We start from the raw sequence: 19,478 nt of genomic DNA on the forward strand, positions 1-19,478 counted from the left end.
GGGAGAGTGAATGATCCGGACATCGTCGATCCTGTGCAGTGGATCACATCTGGTGTTGGGCGGCTGATTGTGACGCTGGTCTGCCGGACGTTTACCGGCTGGGATCCCGGGTATCCGAAATCGAGCAAGGTTGCTCGAAAGCGGAAGGTCGCGTCGGCATCGCGGATGCGGTTGTCCGCATCATGGCGTGCTTCCGCATGTCTGCAAGGGATAAGGTCTTGAGCGCAAACCTGATGATTGTGGAAGACGACGACCGTGTTCGGGGTGCATTACGCCTCGCCATGGAGGACGAGGGATACGACGTAGACGAGGCGGAGGAAGCCGAGGACGCGCTCACTCATCTGCGCAGCAACGGCGTTCCCGATGTGATGATCGTCGACCTCATGCTCGGGGGGATGGACGGATTCGAATGCATCAGGGAGATCCGTCGCGACCACGACGTCCCGATCATCGTGGTGAGCGCTCGTGACGATACTCATGACGTGGTGGCCGCCTTGGAAGCGGGTGCCGACGACTTCGTCACCAAACCGTTCGAGATCAAGGAGATCACCGCCAGGATGCGCGCGGTGCGTCGCCGTGCCCGGCTGACCGCAGAGCGGGAGGCACCCCCGGAAATGGTGCTTGACGCCGATGAGGTCGCGCCATTGGTGCTCGCGCAGGACAGCGGTGTCGTGCGCCGTGGCGAGGAGGAGATCCGGCTCACGCTCACCGAATTCCGGCTGCTGTGCGAGCTGGCGGAATCACCAGGTCGGGTACTCAGCCGCACAGTACTGCTCGAACGCGTCTGGGACCGGGGGTTCTTCGGTGACGAGCGCATCGTCGACGTGCATATGCGCCGGTTGCGTACCAAGATCGAACGGGATCCGTCCGATCCGCGCATCGTGGTGACGGTGCGCGGCCTCGGCTATCGACTCGATGTTCAACGCTGAGTACAACGGAGAAGCCAAACGCTGGAGCCCGAACGCTTGGAGTCTGCGTGGCCGGGTGACCGCTGCCTTCGCCGCCATCGCGGCGCTGATGTCATCGGTGCTGGTGGTCTCGGTGTTCGTCATCAGCCGCGGCTACTTGGAGACGCAGCGGCAACGGGCGAGTACCGAGCCGTCCGCTGACCTCGACGCCAATCTGGAGCTGCTGCGCAATGTGCTGATCGGCTGCGCTGTGGTGGTAACCCTGATCGGCGCGGCCATCGGTTGGTGGGCGAGCAGGCGAGTGCTGACCCCGTTGCATCAGCTCGCCCGAACCGCGGCGCGGATCGCCTCCGGCGATCTCGACCTGCGCTTGTCTACCACCAGTGATCAGGACCTCGCCGTCACGGTCGAATCGTTCAACACTATGGTGGACTCGCTGCAGCGTCGGATCGAGCGTGAGCATCGACTCTTCGGTGACGTCAGCCATGAGCTACGGACCCCGTTGACCACCCTGATGGCCAGTGTGGACGTGCTCAACCGGCACCGGGACGAACTACCGGAACGTTCCCAGCGTGCGCTGGGCCTGGTCACCGCCGAGGTCGATCATCTACGCAAGCTACTGGATGATCTGCTCGCGTTGGCCCGGGTGGAGGCGGGTATGCACAACGGTGATGTCGAGCCACTGTCGGTGCGTGATCTGCTCACCCACACCCTGGCCGACCGCCGTTACCCGGCAGAGCTGCTCCGAGTCGAGCAGGATGTCACGGTGCGCGGCCGCAAGCTGGAGCTGGAACGCGCGGTGGTCAATCTGCTGCACAACGCGGACCGGCACGGTGGCGGCGTTGTCGAGGTCGGTGTACACGGTGACAACGGCGAAGCGGTGATCACCGTCGATGATGCGGGTCCAGGCGTACCGCTCGCGGACCGGGCACGCATCTTCGAACGATTCGCCACCGCCCGCAGCGGGCGTCGCTCGCCGACAGGTACGGGGATCGGTCTCGCGCTGGTCGCCGAAACCGTCGCCACGCATCGCGGCCGGGTCGAATGTACCGAGCGCCCTGGTGGTGGCGCGCGGTTCGTCATGCGTCTACCCCGATGGGAGGAAATATAGCTGTAACACGAACGTAAAGAAGCCGACAGGTTGACCTCAAAGTCGCTTCGGAAACCTGGATTAGTACTGCTGACCCGACGAGGGAGTTGCATGTCATTACCAACCCTGTCCCCAGCGCAGCTCGAGCGCTCGCGTGCAGAGAATGCCGCGGCCGCCCCGGGGGGCACCCCGACCCGGAATGACGCCGGACCGGCTGTAGTTCTGCGCACGCCCCGCGAGGACGACGGTGCTCCGATGTGGAGAATCGCCAAGGATTCCGCAGTGCTCGATGTCAATTCGAGCTACGCGTATCTGCTGTGGTGCCGTGATTTCGCCGGAACCTCGGTGGTTGCCGAGGTGGACGGCCGTGTTGTGGGATTCGTGATCGGATTCATCCGCCCGCAGGCGCCCGACACGGTCTTCGTGTGGCAGATCGCGGTGGATCAGTCCCAGCGTGGCCGCGGCGTGGCCGCCCAGCTGCTGCATACTTTACTCAATAGCGTTGCTGCCCAAGGTGTTTCGGTGCTCGAGACGACGATCTCGCCCGATAACGCCGCATCTATTGCCCTGTTCACGTCGGTAGCGGAAGCGAGGGAGGCCAAGCTTTCCAAGCGCCCCCTGTTCGAAGCCGGCGATTTCCCGGACGGTCACGAGCCTGAAGAGCTGTACCACATCGCGCCGACCGTCCGCACCATCGAGGAGGATCGATGATTAATAGCGATACCACTGTTTTCGAGAGTCTCGAGTCCAATGTGCGCGGCTACTGCCGCTCCTGGCCCACGGTGTTCACCACCGCCAAGGGCAGTTGGTTGCACAATGAGGAAGGCCGGGATTACCTGGACTTCTTCGCCGGCGCGGGCGCGCTGAACTACGGCCACAACAACGATGTGCTCAAGCGCCCGCTGCTGGACTACATCGCCAGTGATGGCATCACCCATGGTCTGGACATGTCGACCACGGCCAAGCGGGAACTGCTGACGACATTGCAGGAAACCCTCTTCGTCCCGCGCAACTTGGACTACAAGGTTCAATTCCCTGGTCCGACCGGTGCCAATGCCGTCGAGGCCGCGCTCAAGCTCGCTCGCAAGGTTACCGGTCGCGAGACGATCGTCAGCTTCACCAACGCCTTCCACGGCATGACTCTCGGCGCACTGTCGGTCACCGGTAACGCGGCCAAGCGCGCGGGCGCCGGCGTGCCGTTGGTGCACGCCGCGCACATGCCCTACGACGGCTACTTCGACGGCACCACCACCGACTTCCAGTGGATGGAGAAGGTGCTCGACGACACCTCCTCCGGCTTCGATCGCCCCGCGGCGGTGATCGTGGAGACCGTCCAGGGTGAAGGCGGCGTCAATATCGCGCGGGCGGAGTGGCTGCGTCATCTCGCCGAGTTGTGCACAGCCAGGGAGATCCTGCTGATCGTCGACGATGTGCAGATGGGCTGCGGGCGTACAGGGCCGTTCTTCTCCTTCGAGATCGCGGGTATCAAGCCCGATATCGTCACGCTGTCGAAGTCGATCGGTGGCTACGGTTTGCCGATGGCCCTGGTGCTGTTCAAGCCGGAACTGGATCAGTGGTCGCCGGGTGAGCACAACGGCACTTTCCGTGGTAACAACCCCGCGTTCGTCACCGCGACGGCCGCATTGCGTCACTACTGGTCCGACGATGCGCTCGCGACCGCGACCAAGGCCAAGGGCGAGCGGATCGAACGCACCCTCGGCGAGCTGACCGAGAACCTCCCCGGTGTTTCCACCCGCGGTCGCGGCCTGGTGCAGGGCATCGTGTTCGAGGAACCTTCGCAGGCGGGCAAGGTCTGCCAGATCGCCTTCGAGCGCGGTCTGCTGGTGGAGACCTCCGGTTCCACCGACGAGGTGGTGAAACTGCTGCCGCCATTGACGGTCACCGAGCAGGAGCTAGATCATGGCCTGAATATTCTCACTGACGCCGTGGAGTCGGTCTGCGGCGAGATCGGAGCAATCGCATGATCGTGCGTACCACGGCGGAGATCACCGATACCGAGCGTGATGTCGCGGGTAAGGGCTGGCGCAGCAAGCGTATCGTCCTCGGCGGCGACGGTGCCGGTTTCTCTTTCCATGAGACCACCATCGAGGCGGGCACGACGCACGAGTTCCACTACCTGAACCATGTGGAAGCCGTATGGCTCATCGAAGGTGAGGGTACGTTGACCGATTTGGACAACGATGTCACCTACGAGCTCGCCCCGGGCTCGATGTACCTGCTCGACGGGCATGAGCGCCACCGCATCGAGGTGCGTACCCAGATGCGGATGATGTGCGTGTTCAACCCGCCGGTCACGGGGCAGGAGGTTCACGATAGTAACGGCGTCTATCCACTGGTAGCCGCGACGATCGGAGGTTAAGGACACTGATGGTTCTGCAGCACACCGATACTCGGTTCGAGGCCGATAGCTACGATCGTTATCCGACCCGTCTCGCTACGCCTGCTCCGCATCTGGAGCGGGCCGATGCGACGGTGTGGGGCACGATCGAACGCCCGGAGCTCGGGTCCTTCGACTCCGACGGGTTCGTCATCATCGACGAGATGATCACCCCCGCCGAGGTGGCCGAGTTCAGTGGCGAGATCAGCCGCCTCGCGGCAGATCCCGCGCTGCGCGATGACGACCGGCTCATCGTGGAGAAATCCTCGAATCGGGTTCGGTCGGTCTTCGAGGTGCACAAGCTCAGTGCGATGGTCGCGGAGCTTGTGCGTCGGCCTCAGGTACTCGAGTTGGCCCAGCAGGTGCTCGGGTCGGAAGTGTATGTGCACCAGAGCAGGGTCAACTACATGCCGGGATTCCGCGGTGGTGGTTTCTACTGGCATTCGGATTTCGAGACCTGGCACGCCGAAGACGGTATGCCGGCACCGCGTGCGGTGAGTCTGTCGATCGCATTGACCGACAACTATCCGATCAACGGCAGCCTGATGCTGATGCCGGGATCACACCGCACCTTCGTGCCGTGCCTGGGGAGCACTCCCGCCGAGCACTACCGGGAGTCGCTGCAGGAGCAGGAGATCGGCGTGCCGTCGCCTGATGACATCGCCGCGCTGGCGGATCGGCACGGGATCACCCAGTTCACCGGCCGGGCGGGTTCGGCGTTGTTGTTCGACTCCAATCTGATGCATGGATCGTCGAACAACATCACGCCGTTCCCACGCTCGAACATCTTCATCGTGTTCAACAGCGTGGAGAATACGTTGGTCGAGCCGTTCGCCGCGCCCGCGCGGCGGCCGGAATACATCGGTAGCCGCGATTTCACGCCGATCTCGGCGTGAGCATCAGGATCTGATCAGACCACAAGTGAATATGACATGAGCGGGGCCCCACGTGGTGTGACTACGTAGGGCCCCGCTCATGGATATGCTCCGTAATCTCATCGAACGCGAACGTATCGGCACTGACCAGGATGGAAAGCCGCACGCCGAGTCATGGAAGACGCCGGATCGCCTCCGGGGTGAGGTCGGCGATCGAGGGGTAGCCGTCGATCGCCATGAGCAGATCCGCCTCGGCCAGCAGGGAACGCAGTACATGCACGATACCGTCGACGCCGCCGAGGGCAAGACCATACGGATAGGGGCGGCCGATGCCGACGGCAGTGGCTCCAAGCGCCAGCGCTTTGACGACATCGGTGCCGGTGCGGATGCCGGAGTCGAACAGCACGGGCAGACCGTCGGCTGCCGCCACCACATCCGGCAAGTGCTCGATCGCCGGGATACCGCCGTTGGCCTGTCTGCCGCCGTGGTTCGAGCAGTAGATGCCATCCACTCCGTGGTCTTTGGCCCGGCGCGCGTCATCGGGATGGCAGATGCCTTTGAGTACCAGCGGCAGATCGGTCGACGACCGTAGCCAGGCCAGGTCGTCCCAGGTCAACGTGTTGCTGAACTGGGAGATCCAGGTCAAGGTCGCGGTTTTCGGGTCTTGTTCCGGGGGTGTGGACAGCAGGCCGCGGAAGACCGGGTCGCTGAAGTAATTGGCCAGACAGTGCCCGCGCAACTGCGGGAAGTTGGCGAGCGACAGGTCGCGTGGTCGCCAGCCGAGTACCCAGGTATCCAGAGTGACCACGATGGCCTTGAAGCCTGCGGCCTCGGCCCGGCTGATCAGACTCTGCGCCAGATCTCGATCGGTAGGTGGATAGAGCTGGAACATCCCGGGGGTGTCACCGAACTCGGCGGCGACCTCTTCCAAGGGATCGACGGTGAGCGTGGAGGCCACCATCGGTACGCCGGTACGTGCCGCTGCGCGCGCGGTCGCGATATCGCCGTGCCCGTCCTGGGCGCACAGCCCGACCACCCCGACCGGGGCCAGGAAGATCGGCGTCGGCAGCGCCATACCGAACAGTTCGATCGACAGGTCTCGGGTCTTGCTCGCCCGCAGCATACGGGGGACCAGGCCGAGTTTCTCGAATGCCGCCGCATTGGCGCGCTGGGTGAATTCATCGCCCGCACCGCCCGCCACATATGACCAGACGCCGGGCGGCAGCGCCGCCTTGGCTTTGGCCTCCAGCTCGGCATAGGTCATGGGCAGATCGGGGAGCACGCCCCCGAGGCCCTGGAAGTAGATCTCGTACTGGAAATCGCCGAAATTCGTCACGAGGTTCCTGTTCGATCTCGATGCCGGAATGCCATCCAATCACAGACCGCAGGCCTCCGGGGCCGGTCCAACGAACTCTCCGATCCCCTGTCACCTCCATCTCGGTTCCCCGCTGTCGCCTCCATTTCGGTGCCCCTCGACGTAGCGTGAGTTCATGCGTAAGCGATTGGTGGTCATCGGTGGTGACGCGGCGGGGATGTCGGCGGCTTCGCAGGCTCGCCGGATGCTGGAGGAAAGCGTCCTGGAGATCGTCGTTCTCGAACGCAGTGGGTTCGCCTCCTATTCGGCATGTGGGATTCCGTACTGGGTCGGTGGGCAGGTTCGCGAACGTGACGCGCTCATCGCTCGGACCTTCGAGGAACACCGCTCCCGTGGAATCGACCTGCGGATGCGCACCGAGGCGACCGAGATCGATGTCGGTGGGTGCCGTGTGCGCTTCCGGGACAGCGAAACCGGAGCCGAAGCCTGGCTGGAATACGACCAGCTGGTGTGTGCCATGGGGGCACGCCCGATCCGGCCACCGCTACCGGGCATCGATGCCGAGGGAGTGCACGGCGTGCAGACGCTGGACGACGGCCAAGCGTTACTGGAGACACTGGACCGGGTGAACGGTCGTCGCGCTGTGGTGGTTGGCGCGGGCTATATCGGCGTCGAAATGGCGGAGGCGCTGCTCCGGCGCGGCTACGAGGTCACCGTGGTCGACCGCGCCGCGGAGCCGATGTCGACGCTCGATCCGGATATGGGTGCTTTGGTGCGCGACGCGATGTGCGGAATGGGTATCAAGGTCGTAGGTAATGCGGAGGTATCCGAGATCCGGACCGGAACCGACGGCCGGGCTACCGCCGTGGTGACCGGCACCGCGGAATACCCGGCGGACGTCGTAGTACTCGGCATCGGTGTACGGCCGGAGACGGCGCTGGCCCGTGCCGCGGGCCTGCCTCTCGGCGAGCACCACGGGTTGCGCACCGATCTCGCCATGCGGGTCCGCGGATACGACAACATCTGGGCCGGCGGTGATTGCGTCGAGGTAAGGGACCTGGTCTCCGGGCGGGAACGTCATATTCCGCTCGGCACTCACGCCAATAAGCACGGGCAGATCATCGGCACCGGAATCGGCGGGGGATACGCGACCTTTCCCGGTGTTGTCGGTACCGCGGTCAGCAAGGTGTGTGAGCTGGAGGTGGCGCGAACGGGTCTGCGAGAGAAGGACGCCCATGCGGTAGGGCTGCAGTACGTGACGGTCACCATCGAATCGACCAGCCGCGCGGGTTACTATCCGGACTCGGCGCCGATGACGGTGAAAATGCTCGCCGAGCGCCATACCGGCCGGCTGCTCGGTGTGCAGATCGTCGGGCGTGAGGGTGCGGGTAAGCGCGTGGATATCGCCGCGGTCGCGCTGACCGCTGGGATGACCGTGGAACAGCTGAACACACTCGACCTCGGCTATGCCCCGCCGTTCTCGCCGGTGTGGGATCCGGTGCTGGTGGCGGCCCGTCGAGCGGTTACCGCTGTCCGGGAGCGCGGATGATGCCGGACTCAGGCACCGAACAGCTCGATTAGCTCGGTCTTGTCGAACATGACGGCGGCATCACGGGCCGATGGAGTCCCCGCGTCCGGGTCGGCGCCCGCCATCGCGAGTTGGCGGGCGATCTCCACCTCACCTTTGAAAACAGCTCCGGCCAAAGGAGTCTGGCCTCTGTCATTGGCGCGATTCGGGTCGGCCGAGCGCTCCAGCAGCGCCGAGACGGCCTCCTGATGGCCGTGGTAGGCGGCGAGCATGAGCAGCGTGTCGCCCGCGTCGTTGGTGAGGTCGACCGGCACACCCGCGTCAACGAAGGTGGCCAGACCCACCGCATCGCCGCGGCGAGCGAGGTCGAAGACCTTACCGGCCAGTTCGATCAGTTCCGGATCAATCTCCTCAGCGCTCACCTGCCCATTCTTATCACGTGCAGGTCCGGGCCATGCCTGTCGCCGATGCGCCGCCGGGCACCTGTGCCGCCCATCGCCGGTAGCTCGACCGTTCTCCGCGGCCGGGCTCTACGCACGCGGCCGGAGCTCCCGTGTGGTGGGTGAGCAACGCTCGGTCGGTATAGTCGCCGCGGATGAGTAGTGTCAGCGCCAACGCCGAAACGCCGATATCCCATAACCGCCGACTCGGGCGTGTTGTGTGGCTGGCACCGGTACTCTCGGCTGCGTTCTCCGCATTCGTTCTCTTGGCACCGGTCTGGCCGTTGCACCGGATCACCGGCGGGTTCATCGATTTGCAGGTGTATCGGCTCGGGGTCGACGCCATGCGTGATGGCGCCGATATGTACGGGCAGCTGCCGCAGACCACTGTCGGCGCAGGGCTGCCGTTCATCTATCCGCCGTTCGCCGCGCTCGCGCTGGGGCCGTTCGCGATGGTGCCATGGGATGTGGCCGCGCTGAGCTTCTTCCTCTCTTCGGTGGCCGCGGTCGCCTGCACACTGTATGTGGTTGCCCGACGGATCTGGCCGGGTGAGCAGCAGCGCAGGTTGGCGGTATGGGCTACGGCCTGCGCGACACCGCTCAGCCTGCTGTTGGAGCCGATTCATTCGACACTGGACTTCGGTCAGGTCAACCTGCTGCTGATGGCGCTTGTCGCCGCCGATTGCCTGGCCCATAAGCCACGCTGGCGCCGGGGCATGCTGATCGGTATCGCCGCCGCGATCAAGCTGACCCCCGCCGCGTTCGTGCTCTATTTCCTGGTGCGCCGGGACTACCGTTCCGCCGTGACCGCCGCGATCACCGGTGCGGCAGCTACGGCCCTCGCCTTCGCGGTATTGCCGAAAGAATCCATCGAATATTGGTTCGGGGGGCTCGGCAATGCCTCCGGGCTCAGCGGGTCCGCATTCCATACCAATCAGTCGATTCAAGCGGTACTAGCCCGGCTCGAGGTGCCCGAGCCCGCGTTCACCATCGCCTGGCTGATACTGGGGGCCCTGGTGCTGGCACTGGTCGTCGTCGCGATGCGCCGGGCCGCTGAGCTTCCCGCGCTCGCACTGGCCATCAATGCCGTATTCACGCTGCTGGTCTCACCGATCTCTTGGTCACATCATTGGGTCTGGATCGCCCCCGCGTTGTTCGCTGTCATCGGTTGTGCGGTCGGTCTTCCCCGTAGGCAGGCGATCGGCTGGTGGGTTACTTGCGCGGTCACCACGGCGGTGTTCGTGATCGGTCCGCAGAATTGGCTCCCAGACGGTGAGCGACGCGAATCCGCCTGGACACCGTGGCAGCACGTCATCGGCAATACCTACGTCTGGTACAGCGTGGGTTTGGTCGTGTTGTATCTGGTCAGTAGCAGGAGTGGCGCTGTGCCGTGGCGTGGGAAGCAGCCGCGCCAGGATACGACCACAGTCCTTGCATCGTAAGGTCATTGCTGCCAGGCGCGGACTGTCTCAGCCCAGTCCAGATGCGGCGGGAGCGACGAAGAGGAAGCTCTTCTCCTCGATCCGTTTCGTGATGCGCCACTGTCCGTCGACCCGCAGGAAGGTGTCCAGGTACCAGAGCCCGCACAGCATCATGGTCGGTGCGCCGTCGCCGCCCGACATCAGCATGGGGTTGTGACACATCGTCCGCCCGGTGGCGGTGTCTCCGTCGACGGTGATGGACGAGTTACCGATCAGGTGCTGGAATGCGAGGAAATTCGGCAGCACCGTGGCCAGGAAGGTCTTCGTGGCCGCGAGATCGCCCACCGAGCCGCCCATGGCCGAGTAGTCGATGTGCGCGTCCTGAGTGAACACCTCGTCCAGTAGGTCCCACTGCTGGGTATCGACCGCATGTGAATAGCGCACCATCAGATCCTGGATCTCGAGCCGATCCGAAATCTCCTGCAACGACAGCATGTGTGCCTCCGAGTGAGGTCGATACGTGGGTAGACCCCATCAGTATCGGCGAACAGGACATAGCGGGCGGGGGTTATGCTTACCGGACGGTTCGTCCTCGGAGTGGCTCATGTGGGATCCCCAGCGCTATCTCGCCTTCGGCGACCATCGTTCTCGGCCGTTCTTCGATCTGCTGACCAGAGTCACCGCGACCCGTCCCCGGCGGGTGGTCGATCTCGGCTGCGGGCCGGGGCACCTCACCGTGGCACTCGGACAACGCTGGCCGGATGCGATCATCGAAGCACTCGACTCATCACCCGATATGGTTGCCGCCGCGCGGGAGCGCGGTATCGATGCGAGGCTCGGTGCGGTGCAGGACTGGCGGTCGACCGCGGATACCGATGTCGTCGTCTGCAACGCTGTCCTGCAGTGGGTGCCTGGCCACCCCGCACTTATAGCGGAGTGGTCGCGTGGACTACCAACGGGCGGTTGGCTGGCCATCCAGGTCCCCGGGAACTTCGACGCACCGTCCCACCAGTCGATCAGGCAGGTAGCCGCCCGCGCCGAGTGGCGGGAACTGCTGCGTGGGGTAGCTGTCCCGCAGCCGGGGGCAGTGCTCGACCCCGCTGGATACGCCGAGGTGCTCGCGGCTTCCTGCGATGTTGTGGATGCCTGGGAAGCGACCTACCTACAGCGTTTGACCGGCGGTGACCCGGTCTTGGACTGGGTCACCGGCACTGCGTTACGCCCGGTCCGCGGCGTCCTCGATGATGCGCAGTGGCGGGAATTCACCGCCCAGCTCGCTCCCATACTGCGTAGCGCCTATCCGCGACGCCCGGATGGTGTCACTTGGCTGCCGTTCCGGCGGGTCTTCGCTGTCGCACAACGGCGGTAGCAGCCGCGTCGGCCCGTTGCGATGGCAGGCCGCTGATAACCCCTGGCCGGGGATGCCCAGCGTGGGCCGTGTGCCCGATGGGGCGGAAGCCGCTGCGGGTTGACGCACCCAGCGCAGGCCGCGATACTGACGATAGTCATGCGATTGCGTATAACTCTTCCAGCGGAAACGCGACGGAGATAGATCGATGATGATCCATACCGCAGTCGATGGATTTCTGATGGTGCGGGGAGATACGTTTGCTCCCGAAGCTCCACCCGGTTCGGGAAAAATCCTGCTTTTGGTTCGATATTTCACCTGGCTCGCGATTATTTCCGGGCCGGCCGGTATCGCCTATGCGGGAGGAAGATTTGCCTGGGAGAAATGGAATGGCGGCCCATTCGCATCGGCAAAGACAATTGCGGGTGGACTGCTCGGCGGGATCGTCACCACCGGCGCAGGCGCAATAATGAATTCGCTGATCAGCTGATCTGTACCACACCACGATCACGCGGCGTCGGCGTGCGTACCGGCTCGCCGTTTCTCTGTCCGGGCACACCGACGGCCGTATTCGCATCACTGCTTGCGTCAGTCGTGCGTCTGGTGGGCAGGCGAGACAGCGACTGTGTGACACGCGAATACCGTATCGAGGCAACACCTTTGCACGCCGAAGCTCGAAGAGCCGGGATCGGCGAGTGCTCTACATGCAGATGTCTTGATATGTCCTCGAATTCGGCGAAAGCGTGATGAAATCGCTACGCCCGTCGGTGTGTGGATGGTCGCGGAGGGGGATTCGCTGCGATCTGGATCGGCAGCGCCGCCGCATCGGCCGATGCCATCGGCGGCAACTGCCTGGCTGCGCCTCCTTTACGTCATAGCGAGAGCTGTTGCACTATCCTCAGCCACTTGAAATCGATGGATACGGACCGTATGCCGCTCGCACCGTCTGCGCAGCAGCCGGCTCAGATGCAGAAAACGACACTTCCGAGCGGGAGGCACAGGATAACCGAGCCATAGGCCGGTGTGGCCGCCTCGGACGGGCTGGCGGGCGGGCCGGGAGGGGGTGCCGTGCTGGCGGAAGCTGCGGGAGCTGCGGCGAAACCAAGGGAAAGGGCCATGGCGGTCGAGGCGAGGATTGTCGTGATTTTGGTGGACATTGCGCATCCTTCGAATCGAGTGAATTCTTCCTCTGACTTATGGTCTCATGGTTCACCCATAGGGCAACGAACGCCAGGCATAGGAATATCAAGTTTCCGCGTATGACATAACGGGAAGATCACTACAGGCGTGTTTTTCGTGCCTCTGGCATCGAATATTGCGGAAAAAATACCGCAGGACTTTTATTCTCCCGGCAATCCCCGTGACCGATCGGCTGGTCCAGCGGGATCGTTGTGCAACGGAGACCGAACCTGCTCAGTCGAGTGTCACATTGTACGTTGCCCGACCAGGCCTCGAATCATGCCTCGCGGCTCTTGTGCTGTGTGGCATATACGGCCGTGGCATCCTCTCGGGGCCGCGAGCGGATGTCGCCACCTCATCCTCGCGTGGGAGCGATTATCATCGGTAGATCCTCCGGCCGAAGCATGACGCGGGTTCCGAAGCCGCGGCTGATGTACTCGATTGTGTCGCACAGCCAGCGGGATTCGCTGGGGGAAGCCCATTCCAGGCACATATGCCGTATCCGCAGTGGTACCAGCCGTACCTGTACCACACCGAGATCCACGGATACCAGATACAGCAGATGGAGATCGGTGCGATAACGCTCATGGCCGCGAATGCCTTCGTAATCATCGATGACGTCGCCACAGCCGTACAGAATCGGTTTGCCTCGGTAGATCTCGATCGGTCGCGGATGGTGTGCGGAGTGCCCGTGCACCAGATCTACTCCGGCATCGATCAGCCCATGCGCGAACTGTATTTCGCTCCGGGCCACCCCGTAACCCCAGTTCGGTCCCCAATGCACAGAAACGATGGCTACATCGTCGCGGTGGGTGTACGTCAACAGGTGCGCCGCCACCTCGGCGGCAGCGCTTGCCGTCGGTGTATCACCTACTCGCCACAGCCCAGGTCGATCTCGGCGGGCCGCCCACGCCTCCGGAACTCCACTCGAACCGACTGCGACCGAGACGATCACCACGCGGCGCCCGTTCTCGAGTTCCACGGTCACGGGTGTTTTCGCTTCGTCCAGATTCCTGCCTGCTCCGGCGTGGCCGATATCCGCGGTATCGAGTGCTTCGAGGGTGTCGATCAGCCCTGGGATACCGAAATCGAGCACGTGATTGTTGGCCAATGCGCAGCTGACCGGAGCGATGGCGGTCAGCACGGGTAGATTCGCTGGATTCATCCGATAGTGGACGCCTTTGCCAGGAGCGAACGCACCATCGGCGGTGATCGAAGTCTCCAGGTTGAGCAATCGCACCTCGGGGCGGATCCGAGCGAGCAGTGGCAGGACATCACCCCACGGCCATCGGAAATCGACCGGACGAGCGAAAGGACCGTATGCGCGTTCGGCCAATTCCACATATATCTGCGCATCGTCGGCGTATTGCTCGCGCAGTGCCGGGTTGCCGGGGTGGGGCAGAATTCGGTCTACTCCCCGGCCGAGCATGACGTCGCCGCCCAGCAGCACCGTCGTCATATCTTCTATTGTCGGTCATCTCGGGTGTCCTGTCCGCGATCGGAGACCGACCTGCACCCGCACACGTTATGCCGGGTCGAGTTCCTTCTGCTCGGCGCCACGGGAGAGTGCGGGACAACGGTCGGATATCGAGAGCAACTGTTGCGGGTCATCGGCGTACACCGTGGCGATGACATTCGCGCGAGCAGCGAGATCATGGGCGAGATCGCGCATCTCGGGAGGCACCGCGGAATCGTTGTCGACCCCCATCAGCACATCGCGGGTATGGATCGCCGTTGTCTGCGCACAGTGCCGCAGGCGCTCCTTGGCCACGGTATCGAGCGCGGCGGGGCTGAGGTAGCGCTGGATGTGCTCACCGCGGTCGGTGATTTGGTTGACCACGGGTTCCGTTGCGGCGTCGGTGAGCCACCGCTCGGCATCGGCGGTGATTTCGAAGACGAGGTCGTGATCACGGATATCGGCAGGATTCGCGGAGGTGGTCAGTAGTGCCAGGCTTGCTCGCCCGATCGCGAGAAAACCGCTCATCGCATGGGCGAACAAAATGGCAGGATCTGTTGTCGGCAACCGGTGTAGCCGTTGTCCGACGGCGGTGATCCAGCAAGCGAGATGTTCGGCTCCGGTATCGATCGACGTCGTTGTCGGCATAGCGCGACCATAGCCGGTGACCCGTGCGTGATATCAACGAAACGCTGAAAGTATCGCCGGATACTCGGATGCCATGGCTTCTGTTCAGCAAATGATCTGGGTGCGCTGCGGCAATATCCGGATCCCTGGATCCAGGGTGGCGTGCTATGTCGTTGGGGCGTTATGGTCTGCGGGGCGCCTGATCGCAGTGAACAGGCGCACGCAGCGTTCGGTCATCTCCTCGGGGGTGTAGTGAGGATGCTGACTCCACCAGGAGATGGTGGTGGACACGATGCTGAACCAGATCGCCAACAGCAGTGCGTGGTCGTCCGAGTCTCCGGTTCCCGCTTCCGCGAGCACCTGTGCCACGCCTTCCGAACCCATGCCGTTCAAGGCGTCCTGATACGCACGGGCGACTGCGTATGCCGCGCCGGGCCGGGGCAGCGTGGTGTCGTAGATGATCTTCCAGTTCTGGGTGCGCCCGTCGAGCGCATGGAAGATACCGGCCAACGTCGCCAGTGCCTTGTGCGGTGCGCCGTATGTGGACCGGGCCGCGGCAACGGCATCGACCAGGCTTTTACCGGCACGGTGGACGCAGGCCGCGTGCAGTCCGTCGCGGGAGCCGAAGTAGGCGTAGACGAGTGGTTTGGAAACTCCCGCGGCCGAGGCGATGGTGGCGATCGAGGCCTTGGCGTAGCCGTGATCGCCGAATTCGATGGTGGCGACGTCGAGAATCTGCTCTTCGCGCTGCTCTCGCGGCACCCCTTTGGTGCCCGCCCTGCTCACGGGGCATCACCGGGGGCATGGGCATGTAATTCCTTGAGTGCCCGGTAGATGTTCGCGTTGTGTTCGATGTTCGAACGCTCCTGGTCGGTCAGCTCTCGTCGGACCTTACCTGGGACGCCTGCGACCAGCGATCCCGCTGGTATGTCCGCCCCCTCTGGGATCAGTGCGTTGGCTGCGATCAGGCTACCCGCGCCGATGCGGGCGCCGTTCAGCACTGTCGCGCCCATCCCGATCAGGACGTGGTCACCGATGGTGCACCCGTGCAGGACTGCGTTGTGCCCTACCGATACCCCGGAGCCGATGATCAGCGGGAAGCCGGGATCGGCGTGCAGTACACAGCCATCCTGGATATTGGTCGTCATACCGATTTCGATGGATTCCAGGTCGGCACGGACCACGGCGCTGTAGAAGACGCCGACATGTGCGGCGATCCGTACCTGTCCGATCACGGTGGCGGTGGGGGCGATCCAGGTATCGGGGCCGATATCGGGGGTATGACCGTTGAGGCTGCGGATCATCGGGTTTTCCTCGCTGTCGATGTAGCCGGGTCGATCAGGACACCGGGGTTGAGAATTCCTGCTGGATCGAGCGTCGATTTGGCCGCACGGAGTGCGGCGGCGAATGGTTCCGGGCGCTGCCGGTCATACCAGCGGCGGTGGTCGCGGCCGACGGCATGATGGTGCGTGATGGTAGCGCTGTGTGCCGCGAGCGCTTCCGAGACCGCGATCTTGATCTCGTCCCACTGTTCGACGGTCCGCCCCCAGCGACCTGCGGCGTAGATGCCGAAATAGGGGGCGAGTCCGTCCGGATAGACATGGGTGAATCGGCAGGTGACGACGCCGGTGACGCCGACGGCTCGGAAGGCGGTATTCGCCGCGGTAAGCACCGCATTCCGCAATGCGTCGAAACGATCCCAGGTGCAGGCGGTTTCGAAAGTTTCCACGATCATCGACTGCGCGGCAAGCGCATCGCGCTGGTAGGGCATGCGTAGAAACGACGATCGCCAGGTATCCGCCGCCCCTGGACGCGCGTCGTCATCGGCCGAGTCGGTGATACGGAGGCCGTCAGGCACTCGGCCGCCATGGTCACGGCAGATCTGCACCGCCCGCCGCATCGGTTCATCGACCGGATGGTCGGCGGATTCGAATCCGAGGACGAGTACCCCACCAGCGGTGTCGGTCCCGGCGTTGAGGAATGCTTCCATCGGATCGAGTAGACGGCAGTTCGCTGGGAATAGCCCGGATTGGGCGATCGTTCTGGTCGCGGCGACAGCTTTGTCGTAGTTGTCGAACACTACCGACGCTCCGGCTCGCCAGCGCGGACGATGCTGCACACGTACCCACGCCTCGGTGATCACTCCCAGAATGCCTTCGGATCCGAGGAACAGCCGGTCAGGGGACGGGCCTGCGCCCGAGGCAGGCAATCTGCGTGAGGCGCTGATCCCGGCGGGCGATACCACTCGCATCGATTCGACCAGGTCATCGATATGGGTATAGATCGTCGCGTAGTGGCCGCCTGCTCGGGTGGCCAGCCAGCCACCGAGGGTGGAGAACTCGAACGATTGTGGAAAGTGCCGCAGCGTCAAACCTTCCGGCCGCAGGGCGGCTTCCAGTGCCGGGCCGAATATGCCCGCTTGTATTCGCGCCGCCCTGCTGGTGCGGTCGAGTTCGAGCAGTTGATCCATACAACTCATATCCAGGGTGATCGCCCCGGCGTAGGCAGCGGCACAGCGTGGCTCGATCCCGCCGACCACCGATGTTCCGCCGCCGAACGGCACGGCGGCCACGTGGGCGCTCGTGCACCAGTCCAAGATGTCGATCACATCCTGTTCGGTTCGAGGCCGCACCACCTGATCGGGCACATGGTCGATGCGACCGAGCAGATTGCGGACCACGTCACGGAATGCCTGCCCATGGCTGTGTCGGAGGCGATCACCGAGATCGTCCGAGGCCAGATGCGCTAGTGAATCCGGCACCCGATTCCGGGGGGCGGGCACGTTCAATGAGGTCGGATCGGGCGCTTCGTGCACGGTCAGATCTGCCTCGGGCAGTAATGCCGCCACGCGGTTGGTCAGCGCTGCTCGCTCGGCGCCGGTCACCGCATTGTGGACGGTGCCCCACCCCCACCACGACTTCGTCGTCATGTCGAAACTTCCTTCGATTCAGCTAATTGACTAGATGGTAAATTACTTCATGGTCAATTGCTAGAGGTGGTTTATCCGCGCTACGCGCGTGATTCGGCGAAGCACTCAGTGCAGTGGTACTCGCCAGCACAGTCTGGTTCCGGCGATGTTCCCATCCGGACCGGTACCTGCTGTGATGGTGAGCTTCCCCGAAGCTTCCTCGGCCCGCCGATGCAGATTTCGTAGACCGCTCGGTGTGACATCCTCCGGCATTCCGCATCCGTCGTCTTCGACGATGATGGTCAAGTCGTCGGCCACCGCGATCTCCACCGATATCGATTCGGCACCGGAATGCCGGACGGCGTTGCTGATCGCCTCCCTGACAACGGCTTCGGCGTGGTCGGCCAGTTCGGGTTCGATCACCGACAGCGGCCCGGCGATGCGCACGGAGGTACGGATCCTGCTGGCGGCGGTCTGTTGCCGGACCGCGTCCTCGATACGTTGCCGCAGTCGTGTGCCCTGGCCGCCGCCACCGTGCAGATCGAAGATCGAGGTGCGGATCTCCTGGACGACTTCCTGTAGGTCATCGATCGCTTCGGTGATCCGTTCGCGTACTTCTGGTACGTGCGTGCGCGGCACTGTCCCCTGCAGGTTCAGGCCGACAGCGAACAGCCGTTGGATGACGTGATCGTGCAGATCCCTGGCGATCCGATCGCGATCGGAAAGGATGTCCAGCTCGCGCATCCGGCGTTGGGCGTCGGCCAGGCGCATCGCCAGCGTCGCCTGATCCATGAAGGCCGCGGTCAGTCCGAGGATCTCGTCGTCGTAGGGTGCTGATTCGGCGGCACGCAGTACGACCAGTACTCCGACGGTGTAATCGGGGGTTTGCATCGGCAGGACCAAGGCGGGTCCGGCGTCCGGGAAGATCTTGCCGAGATCGGTACGGCGGGAGTCGTCGAGCCGCTGCGGGGCACGGAGCCGGAAGGCTTTGCCGATGGTGGGGTCCGTACCGGGGATCGTGCCGGGGCGCTGCCTGCCCTCGGTACCCGCGGTGTGGGTGATCACGAGTTCGGTGTCTTCCTCCAGCCCGCTGTCCACCTCCGGTAGGACCGCGAGGAACGCCCGCTCCGAGCCGGTGAGCCGACGGGCATGGTCGACGACGTGGGCCAGGACATGATCCGGTTTGGTCCCGGCGAGGAATTCGGTGGTGATGTCGCGGGTGGCCTCGATCCAGGCCTGCCGGGTACGAGCGGATTCGTAGAGCCGCGCATTATCGATCGCGATACCGGCCGCCGCGGCCAAAGCCCGCACGATGACCTCGTCGTCTTCGGTGAACGGCAGGCCGTTGGACTTCTCGGTGAGGTAGAGGTTTCCGAATATCTGGTCACGGATGCGGATCGGGACGCCGAGGAAGGTGCGCATCGGCGGATGATGAGCGGGGAACCCGACCGAGGACGGGTGATCGGCGAGGTCGTCCAGACGGATCGGTTTCGGCTGGTTGAACAGCAGCCCGAGGACACCGTGGCCTTGGGGGAGTCCGCCGATCAGCTGCCGGGTGTGCTCGTCGATGCCTTCGTAGACGAACCGGGTCAGCTGCTGGTCGTGGCCACGGATGCCGAGTGCCCCGTAGCGGGCGTCGACGAGTGAGGTGGCGGCGTGCACGATCGTATGCAGGGTGCGATCCAGGTCCAATCCGGAGGTGACGGTCAGCATGGCCTCGATCAGGCCGTCCATCCGGTCGCGCGCGTCGATGATCTGCTCGATGCGATCCTTGACCTCGGTGAGCAGTTCCCGTAGCCGTAGCTGCGAAAGCGTATCGCGCACCGAGTAGGTGTCGGTCGGCATATCGTCGGTCATGTCGACTGCTCCCGAATCCCGGCGTGTCCACGGCAGGTGGCCATGGTGCAAGAGTATTTCACCTGTGCGCCGCGTTCGGCGATTCGGGCGCAACCTGCCTGCTCACCGAGCCTGCCTGCTCGATCCAC

The 19,478-nt window shown here is 63.9% G+C and carries 19 protein-coding genes; 10 read left to right on the forward strand and 9 right to left on the reverse strand.

Annotated features, from left to right (window positions below; all coding sequences use genetic code 11):
• Positions 1 to 218: 218 nt before the first annotated feature.
• The 6 genes from ACL02S_RS01085 to thpD all read left to right on the forward strand — a co-directional run bounded on the left by ACL02S_RS01085 (position 219) and on the right by thpD (position 5,292).
• The gene (locus tag ACL02S_RS01085; protein ID WP_412800335.1) at positions 219 to 929 is read left to right on the forward strand and encodes a response regulator transcription factor; all 711 of its coding nucleotides are present in this window, start codon (positions 219 to 221) and stop codon (positions 927 to 929) included.
• Entirely contained in the window at positions 916 to 2,019 is a 1,104-nt protein-coding gene (locus tag ACL02S_RS01090) for an ATP-binding protein (RefSeq protein ID WP_412800336.1), read from the forward strand. The genes ACL02S_RS01085 and ACL02S_RS01090 overlap by 14 nt, the downstream gene beginning before the upstream one ends.
• 234 nt (positions 2,020 to 2,253) lie before the next feature.
• Positions 2,254 to 2,709 (forward strand): diaminobutyrate acetyltransferase, encoded by a 456-nt coding sequence (gene ectA, locus ACL02S_RS01095; protein WP_503129043.1) that lies wholly within the window; start codon positions 2,254 to 2,256, stop codon positions 2,707 to 2,709.
• Positions 2,706 to 3,983, forward strand: a complete 1,278-nt coding sequence (ectB, locus tag ACL02S_RS01100; RefSeq protein ID WP_412800337.1) for a diaminobutyrate--2-oxoglutarate transaminase — start codon at positions 2,706 to 2,708, stop codon at positions 3,981 to 3,983. The genes ectA and ectB overlap by 4 nt, the downstream gene beginning before the upstream one ends.
• On the forward strand, positions 3,980 to 4,378 hold the full coding sequence (locus tag ACL02S_RS01105; RefSeq protein ID WP_412800338.1) for an ectoine synthase: 399 nt from the start codon (positions 3,980 to 3,982) through the stop codon (positions 4,376 to 4,378). The genes ectB and ACL02S_RS01105 overlap by 4 nt, the downstream gene beginning before the upstream one ends.
• Before the next feature lie 8 nt (positions 4,379 to 4,386).
• Entirely contained in the window at positions 4,387 to 5,292 is a 906-nt protein-coding gene (gene thpD / locus ACL02S_RS01110; protein ID WP_412800339.1) for an ectoine hydroxylase, read from the forward strand.
• Positions 5,293 to 5,443: 151 nt separating this feature from the next.
• Here thpD and ACL02S_RS01115 read toward each other — a convergent pair whose 3' ends face one another.
• The gene (locus tag ACL02S_RS01115; protein WP_412800340.1) at positions 5,444 to 6,607 is read right to left on the reverse strand and encodes an alpha-hydroxy-acid oxidizing protein; all 1,164 of its coding nucleotides are present in this window, start codon (positions 6,605 to 6,607) and stop codon (positions 5,444 to 5,446) included.
• A 154-nt stretch (positions 6,608 to 6,761) separates the two neighbouring features.
• Here ACL02S_RS01115 and ACL02S_RS01120 point away from each other — a divergent pair, with 154 nt between their 5' ends.
• Complete coding sequence (locus ACL02S_RS01120; RefSeq protein WP_412800341.1) at positions 6,762 to 8,135, forward strand: FAD-dependent oxidoreductase; 1,374 nt, start codon at positions 6,762 to 6,764, stop codon at positions 8,133 to 8,135.
• Positions 8,136 to 8,143: 8 nt separating this feature from the next.
• Here ACL02S_RS01120 and ACL02S_RS01125 read toward each other — a convergent pair whose 3' ends face one another.
• Entirely contained in the window at positions 8,144 to 8,536 is a 393-nt protein-coding gene (locus tag ACL02S_RS01125; RefSeq protein WP_412800342.1) for an ankyrin repeat domain-containing protein, read from the reverse strand.
• A gap of 173 nt (positions 8,537 to 8,709) precedes the next feature.
• Here ACL02S_RS01125 and ACL02S_RS01130 point away from each other — a divergent pair, with 173 nt between their 5' ends.
• A complete protein-coding gene (locus ACL02S_RS01130; protein ID WP_412800343.1) occupies positions 8,710 to 9,996 on the forward strand; it encodes a glycosyltransferase 87 family protein in 1,287 nt (428 codons plus the stop codon).
• A 27-nt stretch (positions 9,997 to 10,023) separates the two neighbouring features.
• Here ACL02S_RS01130 and ACL02S_RS01135 read toward each other — a convergent pair whose 3' ends face one another.
• Complete coding sequence (locus ACL02S_RS01135; RefSeq protein ID WP_412800344.1) at positions 10,024 to 10,470, reverse strand: nuclear transport factor 2 family protein; 447 nt, start codon at positions 10,468 to 10,470, stop codon at positions 10,024 to 10,026.
• A 109-nt stretch (positions 10,471 to 10,579) separates the two neighbouring features.
• On the opposite strand from ACL02S_RS01135, the gene ACL02S_RS01140 reads away from it, so the two are divergent.
• On the forward strand, positions 10,580 to 11,344 hold the full coding sequence (locus tag ACL02S_RS01140; protein ID WP_412800345.1) for a trans-aconitate 2-methyltransferase: 765 nt from the start codon (positions 10,580 to 10,582) through the stop codon (positions 11,342 to 11,344).
• A gap of 190 nt (positions 11,345 to 11,534) precedes the next feature.
• Entirely contained in the window at positions 11,535 to 11,813 is a 279-nt protein-coding gene (locus tag ACL02S_RS01145) for a hypothetical protein (protein WP_412801069.1), read from the forward strand.
• A 1,044-nt stretch (positions 11,814 to 12,857) separates the two neighbouring features.
• Here the strand turns inward: ACL02S_RS01145 and ACL02S_RS01150 are convergent.
• The 6 genes from ACL02S_RS01150 to ACL02S_RS01175 form a co-directional block, all read right to left on the reverse strand.
• Entirely contained in the window at positions 12,858 to 13,961 is a 1,104-nt protein-coding gene (locus tag ACL02S_RS01150) for a CapA family protein (protein WP_412800346.1), read from the reverse strand.
• Between the two features lie 66 nt (positions 13,962 to 14,027).
• A complete protein-coding gene (locus ACL02S_RS01155) occupies positions 14,028 to 14,606 on the reverse strand; it encodes a hypothetical protein (protein ID WP_412800347.1) in 579 nt (192 codons plus the stop codon).
• Between the two features lie 144 nt (positions 14,607 to 14,750).
• Positions 14,751 to 15,371, reverse strand: a complete 621-nt coding sequence (locus ACL02S_RS01160; RefSeq protein WP_412800348.1) for a TetR/AcrR family transcriptional regulator — start codon at positions 15,369 to 15,371, stop codon at positions 14,751 to 14,753.
• Positions 15,368 to 15,889 carry a gamma carbonic anhydrase family protein gene (locus ACL02S_RS01165; protein ID WP_412800349.1) on the reverse strand — a complete coding sequence of 174 codons (522 nt, stop codon included), beginning with the start codon at positions 15,887 to 15,889 and terminating at the stop codon, positions 15,368 to 15,370. Before ACL02S_RS01165 ends, ACL02S_RS01160 begins: the two co-directional genes overlap by 4 nt.
• On the reverse strand, positions 15,886 to 17,514 hold the full coding sequence (locus ACL02S_RS01170) for an FAD-binding oxidoreductase (RefSeq protein WP_412800350.1): 1,629 nt from the start codon (positions 17,512 to 17,514) through the stop codon (positions 15,886 to 15,888). Before ACL02S_RS01170 ends, ACL02S_RS01165 begins: the two co-directional genes overlap by 4 nt.
• A 105-nt stretch (positions 17,515 to 17,619) precedes the next feature.
• Positions 17,620 to 19,350: a GAF domain-containing sensor histidine kinase gene (locus ACL02S_RS01175; RefSeq protein WP_412800351.1), complete on the reverse strand. Its 1,731-nt coding sequence runs from the start codon at positions 19,348 to 19,350 to the stop codon at positions 17,620 to 17,622.
• Between the last annotated feature and the right edge of the window lie 128 nt (positions 19,351 to 19,478).

It is taken from the genome of Nocardia spongicola, from assembly GCF_047200775.1.
GTDB lineage: Bacteria > Actinomycetota > Actinomycetes > Mycobacteriales > Mycobacteriaceae > Nocardia.